The 24,841-nt window shown below is 44.9% G+C and carries 27 protein-coding genes; 9 read left to right on the top strand and 18 right to left on the bottom strand.

Annotation, left to right across the window (positions count from 1 at the left end):
* Positions 1-13 precede the first annotated feature (13 nt).
* Positions 14-280, bottom strand: coding sequence for a hypothetical protein (locus tag dnm_RS25535; RefSeq protein WP_207679713.1), 267 nt, complete (start codon positions 278-280; stop codon positions 14-16).
* Positions 281-865: 585 nt separating this feature from the next.
* Between dnm_RS25535 and dnm_RS25540 the strand changes: the two genes are divergently transcribed.
* Genes dnm_RS25540 through dnm_RS25550 form a run of 3 tightly spaced genes read left to right on the top strand, consistent with a single transcriptional unit; the run spans position 866 to position 3,061 of the window.
* Positions 866-1,123, top strand: a complete 258-nt coding sequence (locus tag dnm_RS25540; protein ID WP_207679714.1) for a DUF4911 domain-containing protein — start codon at positions 866-868, stop codon at positions 1,121-1,123.
* Positions 1,124-1,149: 26 nt separating this feature from the next.
* Positions 1,150-2,574, top strand: coding sequence for a tRNA (N6-isopentenyl adenosine(37)-C2)-methylthiotransferase MiaB (gene miaB, locus dnm_RS25545; protein ID WP_207679715.1), 1,425 nt, complete (start codon positions 1,150-1,152; stop codon positions 2,572-2,574).
* Entirely contained in the window at positions 2,564-3,061 is a 498-nt protein-coding gene (locus dnm_RS25550; protein ID WP_207679716.1) for a bifunctional nuclease family protein, read from the top strand. Before miaB ends, dnm_RS25550 begins: the two co-directional genes overlap by 11 nt.
* On the opposite strand, the gene dnm_RS25555 is transcribed toward dnm_RS25550, so the two are convergent.
* The 8 genes from dnm_RS25555 to dnm_RS25590 all read right to left on the bottom strand — a co-directional run bounded on the left by dnm_RS25555 (position 3,058) and on the right by dnm_RS25590 (position 11,452).
* Positions 3,058-3,291 carry a hypothetical protein gene (locus tag dnm_RS25555; protein ID WP_207679717.1) on the bottom strand — a complete coding sequence of 78 codons (234 nt, stop codon included), beginning with the start codon at positions 3,289-3,291 and terminating at the stop codon, positions 3,058-3,060. The genes dnm_RS25550 and dnm_RS25555 overlap by 4 nt on opposite strands.
* Positions 3,292-3,852: 561 nt before the next feature.
* Positions 3,853-4,281, bottom strand: coding sequence for a response regulator (locus dnm_RS25560; protein WP_207679718.1), 429 nt, complete (start codon positions 4,279-4,281; stop codon positions 3,853-3,855).
* Between the two features lie 135 nt (positions 4,282-4,416).
* On the bottom strand, positions 4,417-5,091 hold the full coding sequence (locus tag dnm_RS25565; RefSeq protein WP_207679719.1) for a histidine kinase dimerization/phospho-acceptor domain-containing protein: 675 nt from the start codon (positions 5,089-5,091) through the stop codon (positions 4,417-4,419).
* Positions 5,092-5,142: 51 nt separating this feature from the next.
* A complete protein-coding gene (locus tag dnm_RS25570; protein ID WP_207679720.1) occupies positions 5,143-5,508 on the bottom strand; it encodes a response regulator in 366 nt (121 codons plus the stop codon).
* Positions 5,509-5,637: 129 nt separating this feature from the next.
* Entirely contained in the window at positions 5,638-7,359 is a 1,722-nt protein-coding gene (locus tag dnm_RS25575) for a sensor histidine kinase (RefSeq protein WP_207679721.1), read from the bottom strand.
* 35 nt (positions 7,360-7,394) lie between these two features.
* Positions 7,395-8,612 carry a response regulator gene (locus dnm_RS25580; protein WP_207679722.1) on the bottom strand — a complete coding sequence of 406 codons (1,218 nt, stop codon included), beginning with the start codon at positions 8,610-8,612 and terminating at the stop codon, positions 7,395-7,397.
* Between the two features lie 14 nt (positions 8,613-8,626).
* On the bottom strand, positions 8,627-10,753 hold the full coding sequence (locus dnm_RS25585) for a SulP family inorganic anion transporter (protein WP_207679723.1): 2,127 nt from the start codon (positions 10,751-10,753) through the stop codon (positions 8,627-8,629).
* Between the two features lie 99 nt (positions 10,754-10,852).
* Positions 10,853-11,452 (bottom strand): TetR/AcrR family transcriptional regulator, encoded by a 600-nt coding sequence (locus tag dnm_RS25590; protein ID WP_207679724.1) that lies wholly within the window; start codon positions 11,450-11,452, stop codon positions 10,853-10,855.
* Between the two features lie 425 nt (positions 11,453-11,877).
* Here dnm_RS25590 and dnm_RS31400 point away from each other — a divergent pair, with 425 nt between their 5' ends.
* A complete protein-coding gene (locus dnm_RS31400) occupies positions 11,878-12,003 on the top strand; it encodes a hypothetical protein (RefSeq protein WP_276571829.1) in 126 nt (41 codons plus the stop codon).
* Here the strand turns inward: dnm_RS31400 and dnm_RS25595 are convergent.
* The 9 genes from dnm_RS25595 to dnm_RS25635 all read right to left on the bottom strand — a co-directional run bounded on the left by dnm_RS25595 (position 12,000) and on the right by dnm_RS25635 (position 17,941).
* On the bottom strand, positions 12,000-12,590 hold the full coding sequence (locus tag dnm_RS25595; RefSeq protein WP_207679725.1) for an HD domain-containing protein: 591 nt from the start codon (positions 12,588-12,590) through the stop codon (positions 12,000-12,002). The two genes, dnm_RS31400 and dnm_RS25595, sit on opposite strands and share 4 nt — an antisense overlap.
* Positions 12,591-12,638: 48 nt before the next feature.
* A complete protein-coding gene (locus tag dnm_RS25600) occupies positions 12,639-13,394 on the bottom strand; it encodes an SIR2 family NAD-dependent protein deacylase (protein ID WP_207679726.1) in 756 nt (251 codons plus the stop codon).
* 221 nt (positions 13,395-13,615) lie between these two features.
* Positions 13,616-14,230, bottom strand: a complete 615-nt coding sequence (locus dnm_RS25605; RefSeq protein ID WP_207679727.1) for a Uma2 family endonuclease — start codon at positions 14,228-14,230, stop codon at positions 13,616-13,618.
* 332 nt (positions 14,231-14,562) lie between these two features.
* A complete protein-coding gene (locus tag dnm_RS25610; protein WP_207679728.1) occupies positions 14,563-14,955 on the bottom strand; it encodes a toxin-antitoxin system TumE family protein in 393 nt (130 codons plus the stop codon).
* The gene (locus tag dnm_RS25615; protein ID WP_207679729.1) at positions 14,943-15,245 is read right to left on the bottom strand and encodes a hypothetical protein; all 303 of its coding nucleotides are present in this window, start codon (positions 15,243-15,245) and stop codon (positions 14,943-14,945) included. The genes dnm_RS25610 and dnm_RS25615 overlap by 13 nt, the downstream gene beginning before the upstream one ends.
* Positions 15,246-15,610: 365 nt before the next feature.
* Entirely contained in the window at positions 15,611-15,913 is a 303-nt protein-coding gene (locus dnm_RS25620) for a hypothetical protein (RefSeq protein WP_207679730.1), read from the bottom strand.
* Positions 15,894-16,178: a BrnT family toxin gene (locus dnm_RS25625; RefSeq protein ID WP_207679731.1), complete on the bottom strand. Its 285-nt coding sequence runs from the start codon at positions 16,176-16,178 to the stop codon at positions 15,894-15,896. The genes dnm_RS25620 and dnm_RS25625 overlap by 20 nt, the downstream gene beginning before the upstream one ends.
* 115 nt (positions 16,179-16,293) lie before the next feature.
* Positions 16,294-16,503, bottom strand: a complete 210-nt coding sequence (locus dnm_RS25630; protein WP_207679732.1) for a hypothetical protein — start codon at positions 16,501-16,503, stop codon at positions 16,294-16,296.
* Entirely contained in the window at positions 16,493-17,941 is a 1,449-nt protein-coding gene (locus tag dnm_RS25635) for a DUF11 domain-containing protein (protein ID WP_207679733.1), read from the bottom strand. The genes dnm_RS25630 and dnm_RS25635 overlap by 11 nt, the downstream gene beginning before the upstream one ends.
* A gap of 729 nt (positions 17,942-18,670) precedes the next feature.
* On the opposite strand from dnm_RS25635, the gene dnm_RS25640 reads away from it, so the two are divergent.
* The 5 genes from dnm_RS25640 (at position 18,671) to dnm_RS25660 (ending at position 24,242) form a co-directional block, all read left to right on the top strand.
* A complete protein-coding gene (locus dnm_RS25640; RefSeq protein ID WP_207679734.1) occupies positions 18,671-19,342 on the top strand; it encodes a DUF8196 domain-containing protein in 672 nt (223 codons plus the stop codon).
* Between the two features lie 280 nt (positions 19,343-19,622).
* A complete protein-coding gene (locus dnm_RS25645) occupies positions 19,623-21,662 on the top strand; it encodes a 3-hydroxybutyrate oligomer hydrolase family protein (RefSeq protein ID WP_207679735.1) in 2,040 nt (679 codons plus the stop codon).
* A 660-nt stretch (positions 21,663-22,322) separates the two neighbouring features.
* Positions 22,323-23,201: a methylenetetrahydrofolate reductase [NAD(P)H] gene (metF, locus tag dnm_RS25650; RefSeq protein WP_207679736.1), complete on the top strand. Its 879-nt coding sequence runs from the start codon at positions 22,323-22,325 to the stop codon at positions 23,199-23,201.
* Positions 23,202-23,311: 110 nt separating this feature from the next.
* On the top strand, positions 23,312-23,755 hold the full coding sequence (locus tag dnm_RS25655; protein WP_207679737.1) for an iron-sulfur cluster assembly scaffold protein: 444 nt from the start codon (positions 23,312-23,314) through the stop codon (positions 23,753-23,755).
* A gap of 103 nt (positions 23,756-23,858) precedes the next feature.
* Positions 23,859-24,242, top strand: a complete 384-nt coding sequence (locus tag dnm_RS25660) for a CGGC domain-containing protein (protein ID WP_337833588.1) — start codon at positions 23,859-23,861, stop codon at positions 24,240-24,242.
* Positions 24,243-24,841 lie beyond the last annotated feature (599 nt).

Genomic DNA, 24,841 nt, shown 5'->3' on the forward strand with positions numbered 1-24,841 from the left:
TTTTAACTCTGAACTAACCGCATTCAGGATCACCTGTGAGCATAACCATAGATTTCAGGCGGAGATTGCCAGTAAATATCATTTCAAGCTCCGGCACTTCTCCGCTAATGCTAATGCTTTCGATCAAAGAGCCTTCATTGAGACCCCGGTCTATTTGAGGGCCGCTATTAGAACTGCCGAACAGAATTTTTTTGTCCTTTTCTATGCGCCAATCCCAATCTGCTGATATACATGCTTCTCCGTTTTCATGATGCTGGCGGACATTTTCTAATGGGGTCAATCTGCCGATTTCCAAATAAATTTGTGAGCCGTACCCTTTCCATGCCAGAGAAACCGGCAGGTTTATCAGTCCATTAATATAAGGTCGAATATTTTTTATTAATTTTTCCATAAATTAATGTTCAATATACAACATCTATGCAGGCTGGGTTTGCAACCCCGTCCTGCAAAAATTCTGAATGAAATTCAGCAGATGGAAAAATTCAGATACATCCTCGTTCCCATGCTTGGTGTGGGATGCCTTTCGGACGCTTCGCGTCCCGTGCGGCAGGCGGATTCGTGACGCGAAGCGTCTGTTCTGCATTCCCACGCGAAGCGTGGGAACGAGACCAATTTACTTCAACATTAACATAGAGAGTTGGCTGTGGACATGCCCACAAATTTATTATATATCCTATAATAATAATTTGAACAATAGCAAATTATATGTTTTTCAATTTCACAGAACAAAAAAATCCCAAATAGCAAATCCCGAATCCCAAATCCCAAATCCCAAATCCCAAATCCCAAATCATTTTCATAATTTTTTTATTGAAAAAGAAACAGAGATGATGATACTGAATAATATATAAAAAAAAGGATAGGTTTGAAAACAATAAAAAAATATTACCGTGTTGACCGGAGAGAAATCTGTTTTTTGAGATTTATTTTTGAAGCCTATGATGGCATTGCAATGCTGAGTACCGTTGATTCGGATCTGGGGTTGGTTGTTATCCGTATTTCCCCCGGATGTGAAGCTGATGTGGAAATGGTCTTGCAGGATTTTAAAAATGATATTATGATTGAACCTGTCAGTGATCTGTCATCTGTGGTGAGAATGGAAAAAGTTAATGACGGATTCTGACTTCCGGCCAACCAGCAACGGACAACATGACTAAGAACTTATATATTCATACCATCGGATGTCAGATGAATGTTTATGACGCCGAACAGATGGCAGGCGGCTTAATGCCCCTGGGCTACCAGCTTGTTTCATCCCCTGAAATGGCGGACCTGATTCTTGTGAACACCTGTGCGATTCGGGAAAAGGCAGAACAGAAAGTTTTCAGCTTCCTGGGACGCCTTGCCAAATTGAAAAAAAAAAAACCAGGACTTATTATCGGCGTGGGAGGATGCGTGGCCCAGCAGGAAGGGAAAAAAATCCTGGAGCGTGTGCCGTACATTGATGTTGTTTTCGGGACACATGCGGTGGGCCGTCTGCCGAAAATCATTCAGCAGATCGAATCAGACAGAGGCCGGATAATTGATATTGAAATGTCGGACGAAATTCAGGAGCGTGAATTTGCCATGACCTCGCAGCATGAGGGAAAGGTCACCAGCTTTGTAACCATCATACAGGGATGTGACAATTATTGCACCTATTGTGTGGTGCCTTATGTCCGGGGAAGGGAAATGAGCAGATCACCTGAGAATATCATTCAGGAAATCCGGCAGCTTGTCAAAGCCGGGGTACGGGAGGTGACGCTGCTGGGTCAGAATGTGAACAGCTATGGAAAAAAAGAGGGATTGTGTTCATTTTCCGAACTGCTGTCACAGGTGAATGATATTGAGGGACTTCTGAGAATCAGATTCACCACTTCCCATCCCAAAGACCTTTCAGAAGAGCTGATTCATGCGTTCAGACGCCTGGACAAGTTATGCAAGCATATTCATCTGCCTGTTCAGTCCGGTTCGAACAGGGTTTTAAAAAGAATGAACCGGAAATATACCAGGGAACTGTATCTTGAGAAAGTGGAAAAACTGCGTGATGTATGCCCGGATATCGCTATTACCTCTGATATGATCGTGGGATTTCCCGGGGAAACCAGGGCGGATTTTGAAGACACTCTGAATCTGATCAGAACAGTGGAATACGACAGTTTGTTCGCGTTTAAATATTCTGACCGCCCCAACGCGTCCGCGGCCCGTTTTTCAGATAAACTTTCAGAACAGGAAAAAAAAGAACGCTTACAAATTTTGCTGGATTTGCAAAAACATTTCACAATAAAGAAAAATGAAGACTTGGTGGGAAAAACAGAGGAGATACTTGTTGACGGTCTGAGCAAGAGGCAGACATCCAGCGAATCTCGCCAGATATCTCTCAACCCGGAATCCGATATCCAGTGGGCAGGACGAACATCAGCAAATAAGATTGTAAACTTTATACAGGGTAATGACTGTCGTTCGAATGATAAAATTTTAACAGGTCAGCTCATTCGTGTGAGAATTGATAAAGCGCTTTCCCATTCACTCTGGGGAGAACCTGTCAAACTTGAACCTTTGGGTTCGGAAGGAGAAAAAAGTTATGCTGCATAAAGTGAACATAGCAGGCATGACCATGGATCCGTCATCAAACACCCCCATTATTATCCTGAAATCGGAAAAAGATGACCAGGCGATTCCCATCTGGATTGGTCTGCTTGAGGCAACATCCATCGCGTCGGCACTTCAGAATATTCATTTTGACCGGCCCATGACCCATGATCTTTTCAAAAATTTTACGGAAATGCTGAATATCATGGTATCAAAGGTTGAGGTCTGTGATTTAAAAAACAACACCTTTTACGCGAGAATATATTTTCTTTCCAATGAAAGAGAATTCAGCATGGATGCCCGCCCAAGTGATGCGATTGCCATTGCGCTCCGATTTCAGGCACCGATTTATGTGGATGACAAGGTGATTGAAAAATCAAAAACAGGAGACGAGGTGGGCGAACCTCAGGACAACAGCGAAGAAGGGAAAAAATGGGCCGAATATCTTGAAAAACTTTCTCCGGAAGATTTTGGTAAATACAAAGTCTAGTCTGACAGGGCTTCGTGATACGCTGAAATTTCATCGGCACAATCTTCAGGTATGACAGTGCCGAGTTCTCCGGGAGAAAAGGGCATATAGCTGAAGATTCTGTCTTCCTGCTGTTTTGTTTTTTTCCCGAGCCAGCGAATACGCTCCCGGAGTTCCGGCTTGTTTCCGTATTTAATTATAGGTTCCCCAAAGGTGTTTTTTTGAAAACTTGTGTCAGGTGCTGGCAACAAGGAAATAAATATGTCTTCTGTTTTTGATTTGGTAAGTTTCAGGCGTGAGAATTTTTCAGATAGGAAGCCGCCACAAAATAGGTAGACATTTTTCTGTCTGAATCCCGGTTTTCCAAAGTTGAGGAATTCGAATAGAGAAGATTTGGAATCGAACTATGCTGACAGACTGATTTGTCGCAAAATAAGTCAGAAATATATGATAGTCAGCAGATCAGAAACTTTCTAATTCATCCGGAAAGCTCAAAGTTCCGCCATCAGGTTCTTCTTTGTGAAAACAGATACTCCTGCCTGTATGACAGACCGCCTGAAGGCGGAATCTCGAACTTTTTTGATCTGCTGATACTGAGTCACCAATCACTGTTTGAGGTGCAAAAATAAAGTAAAGTGCGACGGAGCGTTTTTTTCTGTATATTTATATATTAAAACCATAAAATTAAGCAGAAATGACACGCTTTTTCTGTTTTTCAGAAAGCTGATTTCAAGAGTCTTCCAAGGGCGGAAAACTTATCGTTTCCAATTTTCTTAATAAATCATTTCAGCAACCCGGTTTGACTCCGAAACCTACCAACTTTTCTCCATGATGATTTGTTTGATCTTCTCCTCAGTCCGCTTTTCCACAAGGATCATCTTTTTTGCCTGAGCTTTTTTTATCTTTTCGCTCAGGACTTTCAAATCAATGGGCTTTTCAAGAAAGTCCATGGCCCCCAGTTTCATGGCTTCAATGCCTTTTTCCACCGTGGCATGACCTGTGAGCAGAATGATCTGTAATTCCGGTCTCTTCTCTTTTAAGGCCGCAAGCGTTTCAAGTCCGTCCATTTCCGGCATCATCAGATCCAGAACAATGGCATCATAGGATTCTTCCTCCACTTTTTTGATCGCCTCCAGCGGAGAGGTTGTTGAAGAAACATCTATCCCCCGGTTTTTCATACGCTCTGCCAGAGGTACCACAAAATCTTTCTCGTCATCAATCAATAAAACTTTTTCGGACATAACTCTCCTCCTTTCTTATTTCAGCAGATTTTAAAAAAATAGTGATCCGCAAGTTTTTCCAAATTAAATTATGATTCGGCAGCTTAAAAATTTTAACTGCTGTCAGAAACACAGTTTTTTTACTCAAAAAAACAATCAAGTATTTTCAGATTCAGATATTTTTTCAGGCAGATACAGAATTATTTCCCCGGCATCTGTCTCTGTTGCAAGTTCAGCATTGAGATAAGCCAGCAGAGACATTTCCCTCCCTGTGGGGAAGTCGGTCTGAACTTCCCCAAGTCGTTTAAGCCCTGTGAATCTGAGGCACACACTGTTTTCTGTCTTACCAGTGATAATGCCTATTGTTTTTTTTTCTCCGACCGCATCCATGGCAAAATCAAGACACAGAAAAATCAGGGTTTCCAAAAGAAAAGGATGGGTCAGAATCATTATCGGAGTTTCAGGAAGCTTCGTGTCCAGGGTGATGCTTCGAATAGCAGCGAATCTTTCTGAGATTGTTGCCATAAATTTTGTCATCTCACCCAGTTCCAGCATTTTTAAGGATTTGTCCGTGCTGTGAGAAAACTGGTTCATCCGTTTGACAATCTCATTTGCCCGCTGAATCTGCTTTGCGATATTTTCCGCAGGAAATCTGAGCCGCTCCGGATCAATAGGAATCCCTTTTTCTGCCATTAATGTAAAATCATCTAAAAGTCCCGCGTTTTCATTGATAATTGCCAGAGCATTCTTGAACTCATGGGAGATGGACGCGGATATTTTGCCAAAAAACTGAATTCCTGTCTCGCCGATGATATCCAATTGTTGAGTCATAATACACCTCTCTTGAAGATCAGATGACTGATACAGTAAAAAACAAATTTTCTACTCATGCTCTCCGAGTGCCGCATGTATCTTCTCAATAAGCGCTTCGATTTTCACTGGCTTCACAAGATAATACGCGACACCTGCCTCCACAGTTCCTGCCTTGAAATCATCTTCGGATCCGTGACCTGTGAGAAAAATAAATTTCATATCAGGGTATTTTTCATGCAATATTTTCTTGAGTTTGAATCCGCCGATTTTGGGCATTTTCACATCCAGCACAGCAAGATCATAGGACTGAGTTTCTGTTTTTTTCAGCGCATCCTCGCCGTTGCTTACCCACTCCGCTTCAATCCCTCTGATCTCAAGCCGCTCCGCAAGGGTGGAAACCAGTTCTGTCTCGTCGTCAACTAACAATATTTTCATAGGTATTCCCTCTGTTTTATATTTTAAATATTACAGATTCATCTTTTCCAAATACTCGTGCGGGATTCATAAATCCCAATCAGTTGCCGGGAAACTATCCGAATCTCCTAAAAGCGGTTCGGACGCATTTTAATCGCTGTACCTGAGCGGCAAAGTGACAGTGAATGTCGTTCCCTTTCCAATTTCGCTTTGCACCTCGATTTTTCCTCCGAGTTCTTGTACAAGACCGTAAGTAATGGATAATCCAAGTCCGGTCCCGCCCTCTTTTGCCCTGGTGGTGAAAAATGGCTCAAAAATTCGTTCCAGATCTGCCCGAGGAATGCCACAGCCGTCATCTGCAAAAGTGGCACACACAAAATGCGTATTTTTGCGTTTGACAGCGATGTTCAGGAGTCCTCCGTCGTCCAGAGCTGAGAAGGCATTGGTGAGGAGATTGAGAAAAATCTGCTGAAGCTTTCCCTTGTCGCTTTCAAACGGAGGAATGTCCTCATCAACGTCCAAAGCAACCTGAATGCTTCTGTAGTTCGCCTCTTTGTTCAGAAAACCGAGAACTTCCCGGATAACCTCATGGGGACGAAGCAGTTGGATGTTCATATCCACATGCCGTGCAAAATTCAGCAGCCGCTTAGTGATGGTTCCGCATCGTTCCACTGAGGAGATAATTGATTCCACCGTCTCTCTCAGCTTCTGATCTTCCTTGTATTCCTTTTTAAAGGTGAAGATATCTTTGATCAGCCCGGCTTTTTCATTGATAATCGCCAGCGGATTGTTAATCTCATGGGCAACCCCCGCTGCCAGACGCCCCACAGATGCCATCTTATCAGAATGTTCCGCATGGTGCAATGCGATCATGCGTTTCTGATCTGCCATATAAAGACTGCTGACCAGATAAGTCACCACACACAGAATCACCACGATGATCGTTGTGATGCTTGCAATCAGAAATCCCACCAGTTTCATTCGGGTGTCATACCAGGAACCCATCAGCTCATTCTTCTGCTTGATCACCATGAGAATAAAAGGAGTTTCCTGAATATATGCATATCCCACGAGAATTGGCTCGTCATCTGTCCCCAGCGTTTCAAGCACCTGAGTCCTTTCGGAATACATCGGAACAGGAATATGTATTTTTTCAAGCACATTTCCGTTATACAAGGAGGGAGTCTGGAGGATGCCTTCTCCGTTAATAATAAAGGCATCTCCCTTACCGCCCACCTCAAGCTGCGAAAACAAGTCGTTAAACTGTTCAATGCTCAGGCTGGCCCGAAGCACATAAAAAGAGCCGTCCGCCAGATCATGTTTGACAGCGATTACCAGATGGGGGAAATTCCGGTATCCCATAAATACATCGCTGACATACATTCCCCAGTCTCTGACTTCTCTGAACCATTCCTGTTTGCTGTAATCAATATCTTTGGACGGATAAGGCCCCACATATGTCCGTTGAATGCCCTTTGCGTCAATAACACCAAGGTCGCTAAATCCACCAATGGTTTTTTTCAGATGTTCAAGAATCGCGGCAAGCCGCTTCGAATCCATGAGTGATTCAAACGAATTATCATGGATAATAAAATCAAGGGCGGAACGCCGTTCAAACAGAAAAAAGGAAACCCTGCGCCGCGTATTGGAAACCAGCCGGGAGGTACGCAGAAGGTTTTCGGATTCTACCGAACTCTGCGTGACCTGATAATCCACTATCGCCAGAAGAATCAGAGGAATAAGCGCGACTCCGGCTGTGATCAGCACTGTCTTTTTCCAGATACGGGGAAAGTTGAACATATGTCTGTGCCTGGTTTCAGCAAGATTTCCCTCTTCCCAGAATTTTGGTTTCAGTCTTTCCTGTAGTGACATGGCTCAAATCCCGTGTTTGAAAATCGAAAAAATCTTCATTTTCCATCTGTTGCTTTTTGCATTTTTTCTTTGGCTTTTTTAAACGTCTCACTCAGCACATCAATGGTGACAGGTTTCTGGAGATAGGCAAACGCGCCAAGCTCCATACATATTTTTTTATCATCTTCGGATCCATGACCGGTCAGAATGATCACCTCGATTTCCGGACGGGTCTGTTTCACTCGCCGAAGAACTTCGATACCGTCAATTCCGGGCATTTTCAGATCAAGGATCATCACCTCGGGTTCATCTTCGTTGACCATATCGAGCGCGGATTCTCCATCATAAGCCACTGCCGCCACCACATCACGAATCAGCAGTCTTTCAGAAAGGGTCTGAACAAATTCACGCTCATCATCCACAAGAAGCAGCTTGGGCAGTTCAAAATCGTATTTCCGATAAATGTCGGCCTGATGATAGCCTTTGCCCACACGAGTCTCAACAGATTCTACTCCGGGAACTTTGGTGACAATGGCTTTGAGTTCCTCCTCAAGCCGGTTCAGCATGAGAACATGCTTGTTTATAGTCAGGGTGACAGCACCGTCCCTGGCACTCACTCCGGCTGAATGTCCTTCTTTTGCCAGCGCGACTTCCACATCTGCTGAAAGAATGAAATCCTGAGCCGCTTTTTGGGAAGCTGCGGTAGGTCTGATCACTTCGCTGCGAAGGTTCTCCGAAATAAGCGTAACGATTTCATCTTCCTTCATTTTGTCTGTGGGAATGATGATGTCATAAAGCGATGTGTCCCAGGGATCCTTGATCCTGAACAATGTATGAGCCCACGAGGCCCGGTCTTCATCCTGGCTGTGAATAAGGGCAAAGGCTTCCTTTTCAGATAGTTTCTGCGCTTTCATGGCAGCGGCGCTTCTGAATTTCATATCCGCGATCAGACAAATCCGAAGCACATGGCTGATTTCCCTGGGAATAAGCTGTCCGGTAAATCCTGCAATCAGGACATTTTCCGAAAGCATTTCAGCGAGCGCAAGTCTGAGCCAGGCCACGGCCCGCTCTTTTTCATGGGTGAATTTGTTAAAGACCGAGGTTTTTGCGGAAAACGCATTTTTAATTTTATTTTCGGCCATTCCTGAAATTACGGATGCCCGGGCAGCGATATCTTCATCTGTGAGCAGCTTGTAGCCTGTATGTTTCGCAACTTCTCTGATAAGCAGACTCTCGTTACAAAAGGTTCCACAAAATATTGTAATAACAGACATCTTTCTGTTCTCCTTTATATATTCTCTTGTTTGACAACACGGCAGACCGTTGTAAGGGGACATCGGTCTTCCTGTTCCTCTTGGTGAGTATGTTCATGAACCGCACATATGGCTTTTTCCATGGTAGGATAAACATGATCCTGACCAATTTCTTCCAGCAGATGTGTGCGCCTGAGAACTGCCATGACTGACTCATTTACGCCGCTGAGGGAGATATCTACCCCGGTGCTTCTGGTGTTATCAATAATAAGAGACAGGGCTTCTTCCCCTGATGCATCTATATCATTAATACCGTTGGATGCAATAATAATATGTTTCAGATCTTTCTTATTTATAATGCGCTCATTGATGATATCTTCCAGATAACTGGCATTGGCAAAGAAAAGAGGTCCGTCAAAACGAATGAGATCAACATATCTGCATTCCATAAGGTCATGGAGAAAAGCATCGCGCAGTGCCTCATCATCATGTCTGGAAAGAGACGAAACCTTAGGCCGCATGCTTTTATAAAGGAAAACCCCCAGGGACAGCACCACCCCGACCATGATGCCTTTGTCCAGATGTGGAGCAAACCCGAGGGTGCAGACAAACGAAATCACAGAGATAAGCCCGTCATACCATTGCGCACGCCAGGCATGGACAAAGCCTGTGACATTTATCAGACCGATCACCGCCATCATAATGACCGCAGCAAGCACGGACTGGGGCAGATGATAGAGCAAAGGGGTGAAGAAAAGCAACACAATAACCACTGCCAGACTGGTAAAGACACTGGATAATCCGGAGACCGAGCCAGTCTGAAGATTGACCGCTGATCTGGAAAAGGAACCTGAAGTGGGATAGCTTTTGCCAATGGATCCGAAAATATTGGCCAAACCCTGACCGATAAGCTCCTGATTAGGATCCAGACGCTGGCCTGTTCTGGCGGCCATGGCCTTGGCAATGGAGATTGCTTCCATAAATCCCAAAAGTGAAATGATGGCAGCATATGGCAGAAGATGCAAGATAATTTTAAAATCAATTTTGGGAACTGTCAAAGCGGGAAGTCCTTTTGGAATCATTCCGACCACCGCACCGCCCCCTGTCATAAGCAATTTTTCCAGGTCAAGGGGTTTGTTTCCGATTTTGATCCGCCATGTCCGGTCGCCTTCGGATTTGTCTTTGGAATAAAATTTGAGGGAACCATCAGGGGTTTTCATTTGTTCAAATAATACTTCCCGAATATGTTCACGCTTTACATGCGCCTCGTGTTTGAGACGCTCAATTTTGATGGTCAGAACATTCATGTCATGTTCCGCGTCAAGGACCGCGATGTTGTCACGCGAACTTTTGGCCTTATCCAGCGTCTCACTCACCTGAGTCCGTTCATCTGCCAGTGGCGGAATAGCATTTACCGCGTTATTGAATTCAGTTATCCATTCTCTGACCTGCGGCGATTCAATTGCTGATATATCCACCGTGGTGTTATGCTCAAACCCTGTGTACCATGAAATCAGCGTAGTCACCATGACCGCCACAAGCACGTTGGGTATTTTCGGTGCAATCCGACGGAGTCCGTACATAATGCCGAACGCTGCTATTCCCATGAAAAGCGTGGGCCAGTGAGTATAATAGATCGCTGCCTCACATACCCGGATAATGGTTTCATAGTGATGTTCAGACTTGTCCACATAAACACCGAACATTTTGGACAACTGAGAAGAAGCGATAATAATTGCCGCCGCGTTGGTAAAACCGTTCACCACCGGGTGGGAAAGGAAATTGACCACCAGACCAAGCCGGAGGATTCCCAGTGAAAGCTGAAACACACCGACAATAAGCGCTAGTAAAATGGCATAAGCGATGTATCCTTCGCTTCCAGCAGTTGCCAGAGGTTCAAGCGATGCGGAAGTCATCAGCGATACCACTGCCACCGGACCGGTTGCCAACTGGCGGCTTGAGCCGAACAAGGCAGCGATCATGGGCGGCAGAAACGAGGCATAAAGTCCGTAATATGGAGGCAAACCTGCCAATTGGGCATATGCCATAGACTGCGGGATCAGAACCAGCGCGACGGTCAGACCTGAAATGGCATCAATTCTCGCATCATCAAGACCATAGTTTCTGAACCAGTCAAGAAAAGGAAAAAACTTTTTCAGCATTAGTTAGTGTCTCCTATCCATTTGGGTTAATAATAGTTGTAATTATGTTTTATACTTATAAAATTCCATATTCGTTCCCTCAAAGGGAGGCTGCATCCTCTATTTTTTACATTCGTCACTTTCTCGGAGTATTTTGTGACAAGATGCAATAAGTTCGTTATACAACGCACCCGCCTCATAAAGATGATGGAGCTTGAACCACACCAGGCCGTTGACCATGGCAAAAATGATCATCGCCGTCTTTCTGCTTGGCACCCCGTTGTCTATTGAAGCATCCTTCTGACCGCGCGAAATCGCCTCTTCAAAAATATCAACCAAACAGGTGTAGATACCTTCGAGATACTCCCGGCAGACAGGATTGTCCATGGCAAGCTCATAAGGATAATGGCGGTGCAAAAGAAGAAACCATTCTTCCATGCGTCCGGCCAGATAAAGATAAAAGGAAATCACGCCTTCCATCATATCCAAACCATTGTCAAAGGCTCTGGTATGGATATACTCCTCAAATTCTTCAATGATGCCTTCTTTCACATTTTTCAAAATGGAGAGAAATATATCTTCCTTTGTTTTAAAATGATGAAAAATTGTGCCTTCGGCCGCGCCCGTCACTTTGGAAAGCTCTGCAACAGAGGTTTCTTTGAACCCTTTTTCTGAAAAGAGTCTTGTCGCAGCTTTGATGATAATTTGTTTTTTAGACATATTTAAAATTCCGTTTCCTTTTTATAAAAACCAACCGGGTACTCACTCGGTTTTTCTTATAAAAATAACCGCTCTTTTAAATATCAATTAATTTATTGATATTTAAATAATATTTCTGTTTATAATAGGGAACATGCTGATATTGCTTGAACTGAGTTTGTTTTTTTAATTTAACACTCTTTTTTTACTAATAATTTTTTTAATATATCCATATTACCCATAAACCCAACCGAGTACTCACTCGGTTTTTTTAAACTCTACAAACTTCTTTTTGGAATGTCAAGAAAAAAAATACAAAAAATAATATATTGATATTAATCAGTATATAAAAATTTTAGGAAAAACAGATAGCAAAAACAGGTCTGACTGTTACACCAAATTATCATCACACCCGATTTCAGGCACCGATTTATGTGGATGACAAGGTGATTGAAAAATCAAAAACAGGAGACGAGGCGGGCGAAGCGCTGGACAACAGCGAAGAAGGGAAAAAATGGGCAGAATATCTTGAAAAACTTTCTCCCGAAGATTTTGGTAAATACAAAGTCTAGTCTGACAGGGCTTCGTGATACGCTGAAATTTCATCGGCACAATCTTCAGGTATGACAGTGCCGAGTTCTCCGGGAGAAAAGGGCATATAGCTGAAGATTCTGTCTTCCTGCTGTTTTGTTTTTTTCCCGAGCCAGCGAATACGCTCCCGGAGTTCCGGCTTGTTTCCGTATTTTTCCAGAATGTAATTCATCCGCTCCTCAAGCAAAGCCACTTTGTCATGAAGCACCCGCTTGTCCGCATAATTGACAATTTCCGCCTCTGTGGGGGTTTCGGACTCAAAATACGCGTCCAATACAACATGCTGTCCGATGATGTCCCCGACTTCGGGATATCCCATACCAGTAAGAAGCTCTTTTCCTGTGAGGGCATGGTTTTCGCCAGTTTTGAAACTTCTGGTTTTGGTAATATCGTGAAGCAGGGCTGATGCCTGAATCAGCTCCGGGTTCAGATATACCTCATGTTTGGTAATGTGGTCTGTCAGAAAAGAGGCCACCCGCCAGACTTGTATGGAATGCGCCACAATATGCTCCATCATCTCCATCTCATGGATAAGCTCATAACATTGTTTTTTTGAGGGAATCCGCATTTTAATTCCTCTTGATTTTTCTAATCATTTTTCTGAAAATCGAACGGGTTATCTCTGTTTTATCTGACTGACAATTTCCGTGAGTACTTCCCCTGCCTTGCCCTGAATTAACACATCACACATCTTGTCACACGGGGTTTCAGACAGATTGACAATCGCCAGGAAAGCCCCGCCCTGCTTGGCATAGTACGGCATGGACGCGGCCGGCTGAACCAGCAGGGTTGATCCCACCACCATAAAAAAATCACAGTGTTGTGAAAGTTCCGTGGCTTTTGCGACCTCTGCCACCGGCATTGCCTGTCCGAAGGAAATGGTATCTGGTTTGAGATACCCCCCGCATTCGCATTCAGGCGCAAGGTCACCGGCCTCAACTCGCTTCTGGGCCTCATCTTCGGAAGAAATCTTCCCGCAGCTCATACAGCGTATCCGGCGGGTGTTGCCGTGCAGTTCAATGACTTTCTCATCAGGTAAGCCGGAAGCCTGGTGCAGCCCGTCAATGTTCTGAGTGATAACAGCTTCGAGCAGTCCCATGTTGTGAAGTTCAAAAATTGACATATGGGCCGGGTTGGGTTCGGCCTGTCTGAGATCGTAATAAAGTTTCGTTTTCTGCCGCCAATATTCTATGCGGGCCTCTTTGGAGGACATGAATTCATCAAAATACACGGGACGGAATTTGTCCCAGATCCCGCCCTGGCTGCGATAGTCAGGAATGCCGCTTTCTGTGGATATGCCTGCACCAGTAAAAATGACATTTCTGCTGCTTTCCGCAATTTTTTGGGCAATAAGGGGAATTTTGTCTTTCATAACCGGATGTCCTTTCACTTGGATCAGTTTTATTACCATATCTGATGTGACAACTGATGAAAAATGACAAATAATTATGGATTAGTCAAGAGTTAAGTCTGTTTTAGCGAGTAGGGATTTCCCCAAAAACAAAATACCCGAAACGTAGGGTGAGTGCAGCGAAGCGGAACCCACCGTTTGCAGGCTGAACCGGGGTATGTTATTTATTTGGAGTTCCCTTATTAAAACTTGGGTTCCCATATTTCGTCCAATGCAAGTATAAACTTTGGCAAAACAGATTCGCCGGAAATTTCTTTCGGATTCTCAAGACATTCCGGGTCCCTGTCAGGACGGTAGATAAAAATTTTCTTCTGAACCGGGTCAATAAGCCATCCCAGTTTTGCGCCGTTATCCATGTACTCCTGCATTTTCTCCTGAAGGATGCTCAGACTGTCCGAAGACGAACGGAGTTCGATTACAAAATCAGGACACAGGGGAATGAATTTTTCTTTCTGTTTCCGGGTCAGACCCGCCAGCCTTGACCGTGTCACCCAGGCAGCATCAGGAGAACGTGTCGCGCCGTTCGGAAGGACAAAGCCTCCTGATGAGTCAAACACAACCCCTGTCTTGTCTTTTTTTGCCCAGTTTCCCAGTTCGATAATGAGTTCCGAATTTCTCCGGCTTGTCTCGCCACCTGTAGGTGACATAATCAGCATATCTCCTTTGTCAGTTTTTTCGATTCGCAGTTCACGGTTGATCTGACAAAAATCATAAAACTGATCATCTGTCAGCGTAATCGCGGGATAAAAACGGAGCCGCATTTGCCGGGTGCTGTCCGTAAAATGGTCCTTATACATTTTTGCCTCCGACTGAGCTTTTTGGGGATGTTTTCGATTTACTGAGAGCATGTTTGAAATGTCCCGGTAGGGACGGTATATTTGTAGTTGATATTTTTCAAACACGCTCTGAATCTTCATAAACCATGTCAGAGATTCAGATTCTTTGAAATCATTATAAATAATCATATAATCCGGACAAAGCGGATGTCAAGCTGAAAACGTCTGATACTTGTTCGGATAATCAGGTTAATATCAGACAGAGCAGGGATTCAGAGCCGATTCAGACAGTCCGTTTGGTCAGATTCAGAGGAAGGAATGAGAATCATGTCTCACGGTCGAATTTCGCTGGCTCAAAGCACATCTTTCAGAATGTCATCCAGTTCCGCAAGCAGTTTCGGGATATCCATTTCCGGTGATGAAACTGTCTGTCCGTCTTTACAATGTCTGTGAAACGGATAAGTGGGGAGTTCGGAATGATGGGGAGCGTTATCCCATCGTGCTATCAGGGCGTTATTACGATCCTGAAGCTGATAACGGTATTTCAGCCTTTTTATAATACCTGAGGAATCTGTGGTCACATATTCGGCCATATGCAGGATAAAACCGCCGTGAAGGTGAAGCTCCCCTCTGACATATGCCTCTTTCTCACTGATCTGGCGGAAAGAGATGTTCTGGCAGATTATCCAGTTATTTTTATTTGTTATGTCAGAGAACTGACTGAAATATCCGGTTATGCTTTCCATGATATTCCCCTGAGAATGCTGTGTTTTTTTTCCCACAGGGTTTTTCCTCTGAGAGCGGCATACCAGTCAAACCAGTGCAGATCGTCCCCCAGTTCTCCGGACTCGAATTTTTTCAGAAATTCCTCCGAGTTCATTTCATATTTTGTCTCATAGACCCGGCATTCTTTCTCAAACCCCAGAAAACGTGTGTAGGCGAAATCCGCCTGCTCTTTCAGCGCCTCATTAATCACAGGCATGATTTCTTCGTGAGAATGTCTGCCCGAAAGAGTAAATATAGTAGTATTCTCCATGCTTCCCTCCGATAACAGTTTATGAAAGCTTTTCATTCCGTAATTATGATAAATTTGAACTGAACACATGTCAAACAAAAAGTCCGACCCCCGGGAATAAATTGGCGGGACTTCGGCGTGAAACTTCGGTGTGAGTTCAATCGAACGCTCATTCGAACACCATTCTCAGCCGTCCCTCCGGGATTTGAAAAAAACTGCTCCCCAAAAAAACAATTTTTTTTTAACCGGAGGTTGGCTGATAAAAATACAGGATAAATCAGCCATGTTTTGCTTCTGACCTGGAATTTTTGGGTGGTGTTCTAAAACTGGACTTGATCCGATATTTGCTAAATTGATTCAAGGGGTTAAAAAGTTTAAGTCCAGTTTTAGAACACTACCGAATTTTTGTTCAGAAGAGGAATCAGGCAGCGCAGGGCATGATTTACGGATTCCGAATCAGGAAAATATTTGCGCACATCCGGGTCAAGGCTGACAGTGCCGTCTTCAGGTGTAAAATGTCGCACAAGCGTTGTTCCGTCACTTTTATGAATCCTGACCGTATGGCCGTTGCGGTAGGCTTTACAGTACTTCCCTCGGATGCCTCCTGTCATGTTTTCAAAATCATATTCGGGTTTCATCTCATCATCATCCGGCAGATGATCTGTATGCTCAGAAATCTCCTTGTTCATATATCCTCCGTTCTTTCGGGGTTGCCTTACTGCAACTGATAATTCTTATATTTTCATTCCGTTCCGTATGAATGAGAACCAGAATCCGTGCGTTTGCCGAACAGCCGATGCTAATATGGCGTTTTTCATTATAAAAATGTTCCAAGTCGGGATATGTCATTAAAAATGAGTCATTGAAGACGGTTTTCGCTTCCTCAAAGCTGACACCATGTTTTCTGAGATTTTTATCGGCTTTTTCCTCATCCCATTCAAATGTCAGATTCATTACAAAAATTTTGCTCCTTTCGGATATGATTGTAAAGTCAGATATAAATCTTATATTTTTTATATCACAAAACAGGCAAAAAAGAAACCGGATTTTTTGAAAAAATCCGGTTTCATCAACAGACAGATTCCCACATCACAAATGATTTCCCATCTGTGTCATCCATGTCATCTGTGCAAATCCGTGGTGCAACCCCTGCGATCAGTCCGCTGCCGGAAGGGATGTATAAAAAATTTTTGCTCAGGTATTTAAGACCTGCGAGGTTTCTGAAGCCTCGCAGGTCTTCGGATATCGAAAAACTTTTGGCAGCGTGCTTATTTCGCAAGTTTTTTCAGAATATAAATTAGTTCCTCGGGGCCGGTCTTTTCATCGCCGTTTGCATCTGATTCGGGACAGATTTTTCCGATGTCCGTTCCTGACAGCGTCCGCATCACCCGCACGGCATCTTTCATGTCGATAATTCCGTCGGCATCGGTGTCGCCCGGCAGACAGCCTTCCACGGTGATCCTGACCTCCGAATCCGCTGACCCGTCTCCGATCCCGCCGGTGTTCCGGGTGATGTCGCTGATGCCGTCGCCGTCCGTGTCATACGCCACGGTTCCTCCGAAAGACACGGCCTCGCCGGACGCTGTTCCGGGTCTCACCCTGAGATCAAAGGAGATTTCCGCACTTTCGTCCATAGCAATATCACCTGTCCACTCAAGCTGATTCAGTTCGCCGTCATACACGGGATCCGATGCCTTTTCTGAGATCGTCCTCAGAGCCGACCGGATCACAGCACCGGCAGTGTCCGCCGAATATTCGGTGTTTCCGGGAAGGGGAAGCGCAAACCTCACGCCTTCCGCAGCCCTGTCCCCGGTGTTGGAGATCGCCGCTGTGTAACGCAGAACTCCGCCCGGAGCCACTGTGTCTCCGCCATCACTTTCAAGTCGGGCTTCGGCGCTGAGTTCGGGTCCCGTGGTCACGTTCAGCGCGAAATCTGTCTCCGCTGTCGTGCTTCCGTCGCTCACGGACACGGTGACATTTGCCGTGCCGGACATGCCTTTTACTGGCGTGAGAGTGACAGTGCGGGTCTCGCCAGTTCCGCCGAATCTGATATTTTCCGCGGGCACCAGATCAGGATTGTCCGACGCGGCCGAGAATCTCAGGGCGGATAAGGCCGTGGCATTGGCTCCGGTCATGGTGACAGTGATCCACGGGGACATGCTGTCCGTGCGCTCTATTCTGAAACCATCCTCATTGTCGTTGCTGTCTCTCCAGGTGAGCCTGACCTGAGTGGCGGAAATTACCGTGCCTGTCAGGCCGGTCGGGATGTCAGGAATATCTTCGCTCGGTGGGGCAGGCGGCACAGCGTACACGCCACACATATGGTCATGTCCCAGGCCGTGAGCCGTGGTTTTGTTGGTGAAACTGCTTCCCCCGTCTGCGGAAACCGACAATCCGCCATTGGTTGCCGCATAAACTGTTGAGCCGGCCGCATACACGCCCCGCACACGGTCATCTCCCAGGCCGTGAGCCGTGGTTTTGTTGATGAAAGTGTTTCCCCCGTCTATGGAAACCGACAATCCGCCATTGGTTGCCGCATAAACCGTTGAACCGGCTGCATACACGCCCCGCACACAGTCATCTCCCAGGCCGTGAGCCGTGGTTTTGTTGGTGAAAGTGTCTCCCCCGTCTGCGGAAACTGACAACCCGCCAGACGTTGCCGTATATATAACATCGGCGACACGGACATGTGCCTCGGAAAACAGAATAGCGAACATCAGACATGCTGAACAGACTTTTTGGTCGAACCGGGTCAAAAAAACCTGATCATCAAGTATATTATAAAATCAGATAGCTGTAAAGCAGGTGTGTAGCTCCCGAATCGGGTTGAAAAGTTGTTTGTCACACTCCGGCGTGTCAAACGGTAAGATTAACACCTCCTTAAACTGTAATGATTTAACTTGAAGAGAACAATTTGTCTGATTATAACGGATTCAGGGGAGGCTCCGATTTCGGGAGGCTGTGCGCGACCTTCCGTTTTCGCAGAAAGCCGGACATTCCCGGAAAACGTCGGTTTCCGGGAAAACAAATATCCTGAATTTCCGGTTCCCGGAACCCCGTGACGGACAGATTTTCCATTCTGACATATAGTCATTTCAGGATGTTGTGCCCTCCCCTAAATCCGTTATAATCAGCAATTTGTAAATAATTATTTTGCAAAAAATCGGTTTTTTTAAAAAAACTTAAGAACTTAAATTATCATAAAATTTGTTATTAAAAATGAAAATATTTTTTTATGGTAATGTTCTAAAAGTGGAGCTAAACTTTTTAAGCCTCTGAATCAATTTGGCAAATATCGGAACAAGTCCAGTTTTAGAACACCACCTTTTTTATTTTCCGAACACCGACCTAGCTTCTGCTTCCGCATGACAGAGGATGTTGCTGTTGACAAGGGAGCGGTTCCGGCGTATTCTGATAACAGAAAATAATGAAAAGGAGGGGCTGTGATGAGCGCAAATTTGCAGAAGCAGGTTGACGGACTGGAAAAACGGACGGATTCGCTGGAGAACATACTGGGGCAGTTCATTTCTTCGATGAACAGCACGCTGACCCGCATGGAGGCGGATACAAGGGCATTCAGAGAGGAAATCAGAGCGGACACAAAAGCATTCAGGGAGGAAATCAGGGCCGATACAAAGGCGCTGAAGAACGAGATGAAAACATTAAAAAAGGAGACAAACAAAAGATGGGGCGAGCTTGCCAACAAGATGGGGACCCTGGTGGAGGACATTGCCGCCCCGAACATACCGGGCATCGCGGCCGAATATTTCGGAGACAGATATCTCACTTTTTTCGGAATCCGCATCAGAAAGCCGAGAGGGGACAGCCTCTCTGATCAGCGGGAATTTGACGTTGTGGCCGTGTCGGAAAAAAATTTTTATATTAACGAAACAAAGTCGAAGCCGAGACCCGAGGACGTCCGGGATTTTGTCAGCGTGCTGGAGGAGCTTCCAGATTATTTCCCGGAGTGCCGGGGCAGGAAAGTCATCCCTGTTTTCTCATCGCTGTATATTCCCGAAGAGATAGTCATACATCTCAGCCGGAACGGAATCTACGCCATGGCGATGCGGGAGGATACCATGGACCTGCTGAATTTTGACGAAGTGGTCGGGAAATAAGAAAAACAAAGAAAACAGAAGAAAGGAGGTCTGAAGATGCAAAGCCGAAGTTTTGCGTTCCCGGACCAGAGTTCCGGAGTGCCAAACTTACAGTTTGGCAACACTTGCTAAACTCCCGATGATCGAGTTTTTTGACCCGGTTCGACTAAAAAGCCTGTCATTCCTGCGAAAGCAGGAATCCAATTTTTGCCAACTTTACGAATCCGAAAGCAGTGGATTCCTGCTTTCGCAGGAATGACAGAAAAAAAGTCGAACATCGACTATAAGGACACAATTTATCATGAACGTGAGACCTGATTTTATAAAAGGCGAAATCCGAAAAAAAGAATATGACGGAATTAGCAATGACTTGCTGACCGGCGGTTTGGGAAAGACAGGGCTGGAAGGCCCGCCACCTGTTTTTGAGAACTTCGGACCCGAAGAATTACGCGCTCTCGCCATTTATACCAATTACAGGGCACTGGCTGATTTCACCCCGGGCGGCGGCTACGGAGTCTTTTACGGCCCTGGCGTGAACATTGACGGGACACCGGGAACCGGAGAAGGCAGGATCGCGGGCAAGGAATATCTCGCGTATGCTGATGACGGAACCGGCAGTCAGAATGTCACGCTGATGGTGCAGATTCCGGACACCTTTGATCCGAATCATTCGTGTATTGTCACTGCCCCTTCTTCCGGGTCCCGGGGCGTTTATGGTGCGATTGCGACCGTGGGAGAATGGGCTTTAAAGCGAGGATTTGCCGTTGCCTACACAGATAAGGGCACAGGAACAGGCGCACATGATCTTGATTCCGATACGGTCTGCTTAATCACAGGGGAGCGGGAAGATGCGATCCTCGCAGGAAACGAGTCTAATTTCACAGCAAAAATTGACAGACAATTTGTTCAGGATAATCCTCATCAGATTGCCTTTAAACACGCTCATTCCCGGCAAAATCCTGAGAAGGACTGGGGAACATATGTGCTGCAATCTGTCAAATTTGCTTTTTACATTCTCAATCTTGAAGAAAATTTTGGCGAGCTTCAGCGTGACAGCAGTATTATGAGAACCCTCACGCCTGAAAATACCATTGTAATCGCCTCCAGCATTTCAAACGGCGGAGACGCATCCATCCGGGCCGCGGAGCAGGACACCGAACATCTTATTCATGGCGTAGCTGTATCCGAACCAAATGTGATGCCGACCGAGAATGAATCTCTGGTCATCCGGCAGGGAGACAAAAAATGGACATCCCCGGCGCATATCAGGACGATGTTTGATTATTATACCCTGCTGAATCTTTATCAGCCTTGTGCGAATCTGGACCCGAAAATCAGAGATATTGCGCCGATGAATCTGGTGGATGAGGAACTTGGCGTAAGTCGCTGCAACGCACTCGCGGAAAGAGGACTGCTTACAAAATGCTCAACCGAGGAAAGAGCCGCGGAAGCTCAGGACATTATAAACAGTTACGGGATTCTCACGGAACAAAATCTGCTTCAGCCCTGCAAACATGCGATACAGATTGTCGAAGGAATTGCCGTGACTTACGCCAATGCCTATGGCAGATTCAGTGTTGAAGATAATCTTTGCGGTTTCAGTTTCGCTGCTGCTGACCCGGAGACAAAATCACCAACCGCCATGACAAAAGAACAGAGCGCACGCGTGTTCGGAGAAGCAAATGGCATCCCGCCCACAGCAGGCGTGGAACTGATCAGCACGCATTCCAATGGCGGACCGAGATTAAGCCGGGATTCTGTTTCCGCTTCAGGGGTTAAAGATCAGAATCTGGAAGGAGCGATTTGTCTGCGTCGCCTTGCAACAGGTAAGGACGAGTTGGGAAAACCGCTTACAGGTGATGCGCTTGAACAGCACAAAAGGATGATGAAGGGGATATCCGAGGTTCGTGCGTCCGGCAACCTGAGAGGACTGCCGACAATCATCGTGCATGGAAGAGATGATGCCATATTGCCGCCGAATCACAGCTCACGGGCTTATGCTGCCCTGAACAGTCTGGCGGAAAAAGCGGAGAGTAATTTGAGATATTACGAAGTCACCCACGCACATCATTTAGATATGCTGAATGCGTTTCCCGGATTCAGTTCAAGGTACATTCCTCTGGTTTATTACTTCACTCAGGCCCTTGATCTGCTGCACGACCACCTGAAAAACGGAACACCTTTGCCGCCCAGCCAGGTGGTGAGAACGGTTCCCAGGGGCATTTCTGAGGACGGATCTGTTCCTGATATTACGCGGGATAATGTTCCGCCAATTTCTGAGAATCCCCCAGCCGAAGACAGAATTTCAATTGCAAATGGAAAAATTGAAATTCCTGAATAATGGTTTTTCTGATTATAAGTACCTGAGCAAAAGTTTTTTATATTTGCCCGGGAAGAAACCCGGCTTTTTTCCCGAAATGACCCGCCGCCCGTGAAGGAAAAAGCCGGGTTTCTCCGCAGTTCGCAGAAAAAAGATATATAAAAACTTTTGCACAGGTACTTAACAGTGATGATTTCCCCGTTACAATGACAAATCAAAATCAGTGCTAATCGTTCATAAAAAATAGCCAATCCCCAATCCCCAATCACAGTTTTACGGATATGTCCCGGCACCAATACTGTTGACTTAAACGTAAGCCGATTTTCCGGTATTTTATCCGGAGTGCGAAAAATGCTTTTTCGCAGGTGCAAAAATAAAATTTTTGCACTCCGGGTCCGTTCGGAACTGCCTGAGTCAACAGCATTGTGTCCCGGCACAGGCTGGGATGCTTTGGCCCGCGCGGTGTCCTCTTTATGTGATTCAATAATTTCAAGAAGTTGTCCTGTCATCAGAATTTATCACAATCAGAAATTTTGGCTTGTCAGAAAAATTTTTATAATTTTTCATTGCATTTTTTATGTTTTGAGTTATTACTTAAAACTATCTGTCATCTGGCTGAGATTGTGCCGGATCAGATGCTTATGGATCAATTGTTTAACAGTTTAACACACGGAGAATAATATGAGAGTTGGAAATTTGTATGAAAATAAAGAAAAAACAAGACTTTCCTTTGAATTTTTCCCCCCGAGGGATGAGAAAGCTGAGGCAGGCTTTTATAAGGTAGTGGATGATCTTACAAAGCTTTCGCCTGATTATATGTCAGTTACCTTCGGAGCCGGCGGGTCCACTAAGGAAGGATCATATCAGGCTGTGAAGAAAATGATTACTGAAAAAAATCTTCCCACAGTTGCTTATATTGCGGGTTTTGGTCTGGGGCCGGATGAAATTACCACTGTGCTGGACAAATACAAAGAACTGGGAGTTGAAACCATTTTTGTCATCCGGGGAGATGAACCCAGAACAGATGATTTTACGCCCCATCCGGATAGTTTCAGTTACGCGTCAGATATGCTTTCTTTTATTCGTGAACGTTACGATTTTGATCTCGGATGTGCGGGGTATCCCGAAGGACATATTCAGGCAGAAAGCCTTGATAAAGACATTGAATATCTCAAACTCAAAGTAGCCAACGGGGCAAAATATGTTGTTGCCCAGTACTGCTATGACAATACTCTTTTTTTTAAGTATGTTGAAAAATGCAGGGCCGCGGGCATCGCAGTTCCGATCATTCCCGGAATCATGCCTGTTTACAGTATCAAACTGACCAATATGCTTTGCAAACTTTGCGGTGCCATGATTCCGGAAGAAATGGCAGCCAAACTTGACTCGCTGGCAGAGGCTGATAAAAGTGAAGTTGCTGCATTTGGTGTTGATTTTGCGATAAAGCAATGTTCGGAATTGTTGAAACATGGCGTGGATGGGCTGCATTTTTACACCATGGACCGTAGCAAATCCGTGACAGAGATTGTCAACCGTTTACGCGAGGATAACCTTTTGTAAATTTTAAGTTTACATGACAATGGCGTGGGGCTGATATCTGTTTTTGCCCCATGCCATGCTGATTTTAACTAACTTTTTGTTATTTTTATTTTTTGGGGAGAAAATGTTTTATGACCGATCCTTTGGATGCTTTTATTGACTCACTTCAGGAAAAGATATTTGACGAAGCAAGGCATACTTTTGGTAAATCAGGGTTTGAGCGATGGCGTAATCCCCGTTACAGAGGAAGGCTCGATAATTTCGATGTCCACGCCCGGGTAACAGGAGATTGCGGAGATACAATGGAAATTTTTCTTAAAATTGACAATGACAGAGTGTCAGAAGCGTCATATATGACTGACGGCTGCGGAACAAGTAATGTGTGCGGCTCCTTTGCAGCCGAACTTGCCATTGATAAAACAATTGATGAACTTGCAGATATTACAGGAGAAAGCATTCTGGCAAACTTGGGGCATCTGGCGGATGATGAGCAGCATTGCGCTTTTCTTGCAGCAGGCACGGTACAGGAAGCTGTGAGAATCCATATGACAAAACCAGTTGTCAGTTGTCAGTAAACAATTGTCAGTTGTCACCCGCGGACCGGACATATACCCAGGAAAATCTGAAAAATAACTGGAATTTAAAATCCATAATTACATAGGGTTATATAGGAGATAAATGATGTCGGGAATAGGTATTATACGGTGTGAAAAAAATATGAACAGATGCCCTTTGACGGGTTGTCTCCGTTGTCTTACAGAAAGGAAAGAAGGGTTTGTAGGATATGAAGATACTGAAATAACCGGTTTTTTTACTTGCCAATGTCCGGGTGACGACGTGGTTAATCTTGCGAAAATATTGAAATCCAAAGGTGCTGAAGCCATTCATTTCTGTACCTGTCTTTTTGCCAAAAAAGGGGAGAACGGCTGGGATATGGCAGAGGGAGGATTTTGTGACAAACTTGAAACTATTATTGAAAAGGTTCACCAGGAGACCCAGCTTCCATGTGTAAAGGGGACTGCCCATCTCCCCAAAGGATATGAGCCTTTGGTATGGAAATAAAGAAACCCTGTGATACCTGCCAGTTGGCAGTATAACAGGGCATGAAATCATCTGGTGTTCAGATGCTTTTCCAAAAGCAGCCGGTTTCGGCTGAATATGATTACAAGGATGGCTTATAAAACCAGAGGACGGTTTCTTGTTTTTATAAGCTATCCATGTAGTTAATTACCTGTCCATAAATTTTTTGATATTCGATCCGGGGCAAAAAACTTGATTGTCGAGTATGACAAAATTTTATACTCAGCAGATCGAGACGTTTTCAGAATAAAAGGAACGCAAAAAATCGCTTCGCTTAATTTTTGCACTCCGGAGAAGATTTTCGATCTGGGGCAGAAGCTCATGTATGGCCGTGCAGTGAAGATTGCACGGGTCTGTTAGTGTCAAATTCCCGCATGTTTATTCTCCTGACTTCAATTTTTAATCTGGGTATGACCATCTGAATACCCATATGCTTTCAGAATGAAAAAAGATGAAAAATCAGTGAGTTATTCTTGTCGATGGCGAATTGGGTTATATAAGTACCTGAGCAAAAGTTTTTTATATACTTTTTTCTTCGAGCGGCGGAGAAACCCGGCTTTTTCCTTTATCCGAAACGCATC

It is taken from the genome of Desulfonema magnum, assembly GCF_017377395.1.
Classification (GTDB): domain Bacteria; phylum Desulfobacterota; class Desulfobacteria; order Desulfobacterales; family 4be13; genus Desulfonema_C; species Desulfonema_C magnum.

What these genes read in the sequence shown, in the direction of transcription:
- miaB (WP_207679715.1), top strand. Translation starts at nt 1,150, where the DNA reads ATGACTAAGAACTTATATATTCATACCATCGGATGTCAGATGAATGTT.
- dnm_RS25550 (WP_207679716.1), top strand. Translation starts at nt 2,564, where the DNA reads ATGCTGCATAAAGTGAACATAGCAGGCATGACCATGGATCCGTCATCA.
- dnm_RS25560 (WP_207679718.1), bottom strand. Translation starts at nt 4,281, where the DNA reads ATGTCCGAAAAAGTTTTATTGATTGATGACGAGAAAGATTTTGTGGTA.
- dnm_RS25565 (WP_207679719.1), bottom strand. Translation starts at nt 5,091, where the DNA reads ATGACTCAACAATTGGATATCATCGGCGAGACAGGAATTCAGTTTTTT.
- dnm_RS25570 (WP_207679720.1), bottom strand. Translation starts at nt 5,508, where the DNA reads ATGAAAATATTGTTAGTTGACGACGAGACAGAACTGGTTTCCACCCTT.
- dnm_RS25575 (WP_207679721.1), bottom strand. Translation starts at nt 7,359, where the DNA reads ATGTCACTACAGGAAAGACTGAAACCAAAATTCTGGGAAGAGGGAAAT.
- dnm_RS25580 (WP_207679722.1), bottom strand. Translation starts at nt 8,612, where the DNA reads ATGTCTGTTATTACAATATTTTGTGGAACCTTTTGTAACGAGAGTCTG.
- dnm_RS25585 (WP_207679723.1), bottom strand. Translation starts at nt 10,753, where the DNA reads ATGCTGAAAAAGTTTTTTCCTTTTCTTGACTGGTTCAGAAACTATGGT.
- dnm_RS25590 (WP_207679724.1), bottom strand. Translation starts at nt 11,452, where the DNA reads ATGTCTAAAAAACAAATTATCATCAAAGCTGCGACAAGACTCTTTTCA.
- dnm_RS25595 (WP_207679725.1), bottom strand. Translation starts at nt 12,590, where the DNA reads ATGCGGATTCCCTCAAAAAAACAATGTTATGAGCTTATCCATGAGATG.
- dnm_RS25600 (WP_207679726.1), bottom strand. Translation starts at nt 13,394, where the DNA reads ATGAAAGACAAAATTCCCCTTATTGCCCAAAAAATTGCGGAAAGCAGC.
- dnm_RS25605 (WP_207679727.1), bottom strand. Translation starts at nt 14,230, where the DNA reads ATGTATAAGGACCATTTTACGGACAGCACCCGGCAAATGCGGCTCCGT.
- dnm_RS25610 (WP_207679728.1), bottom strand. Translation starts at nt 14,955, where the DNA reads ATGGAAAGCATAACCGGATATTTCAGTCAGTTCTCTGACATAACAAAT.
- dnm_RS25615 (WP_207679729.1), bottom strand. Translation starts at nt 15,245, where the DNA reads ATGGAGAATACTACTATATTTACTCTTTCGGGCAGACATTCTCACGAA.
- dnm_RS25620 (WP_207679730.1), bottom strand. Translation starts at nt 15,913, where the DNA reads ATGAACAAGGAGATTTCTGAGCATACAGATCATCTGCCGGATGATGAT.
- dnm_RS25625 (WP_207679731.1), bottom strand. Translation starts at nt 16,178, where the DNA reads ATGAATCTGACATTTGAATGGGATGAGGAAAAAGCCGATAAAAATCTC.
- dnm_RS25635 (WP_207679733.1), bottom strand. Translation starts at nt 17,941, where the DNA reads ATGTTCGCTATTCTGTTTTCCGAGGCACATGTCCGTGTCGCCGATGTT.
- dnm_RS25640 (WP_207679734.1), top strand. Translation starts at nt 18,671, where the DNA reads ATGAGCGCAAATTTGCAGAAGCAGGTTGACGGACTGGAAAAACGGACG.
- dnm_RS25645 (WP_207679735.1), top strand. Translation starts at nt 19,623, where the DNA reads ATGAACGTGAGACCTGATTTTATAAAAGGCGAAATCCGAAAAAAAGAA.
- metF (WP_207679736.1), top strand. Translation starts at nt 22,323, where the DNA reads ATGAGAGTTGGAAATTTGTATGAAAATAAAGAAAAAACAAGACTTTCC.
- dnm_RS25655 (WP_207679737.1), top strand. Translation starts at nt 23,312, where the DNA reads ATGACCGATCCTTTGGATGCTTTTATTGACTCACTTCAGGAAAAGATA.
- dnm_RS25660 (WP_337833588.1), top strand. Translation starts at nt 23,859, where the DNA reads ATGATGTCGGGAATAGGTATTATACGGTGTGAAAAAAATATGAACAGA.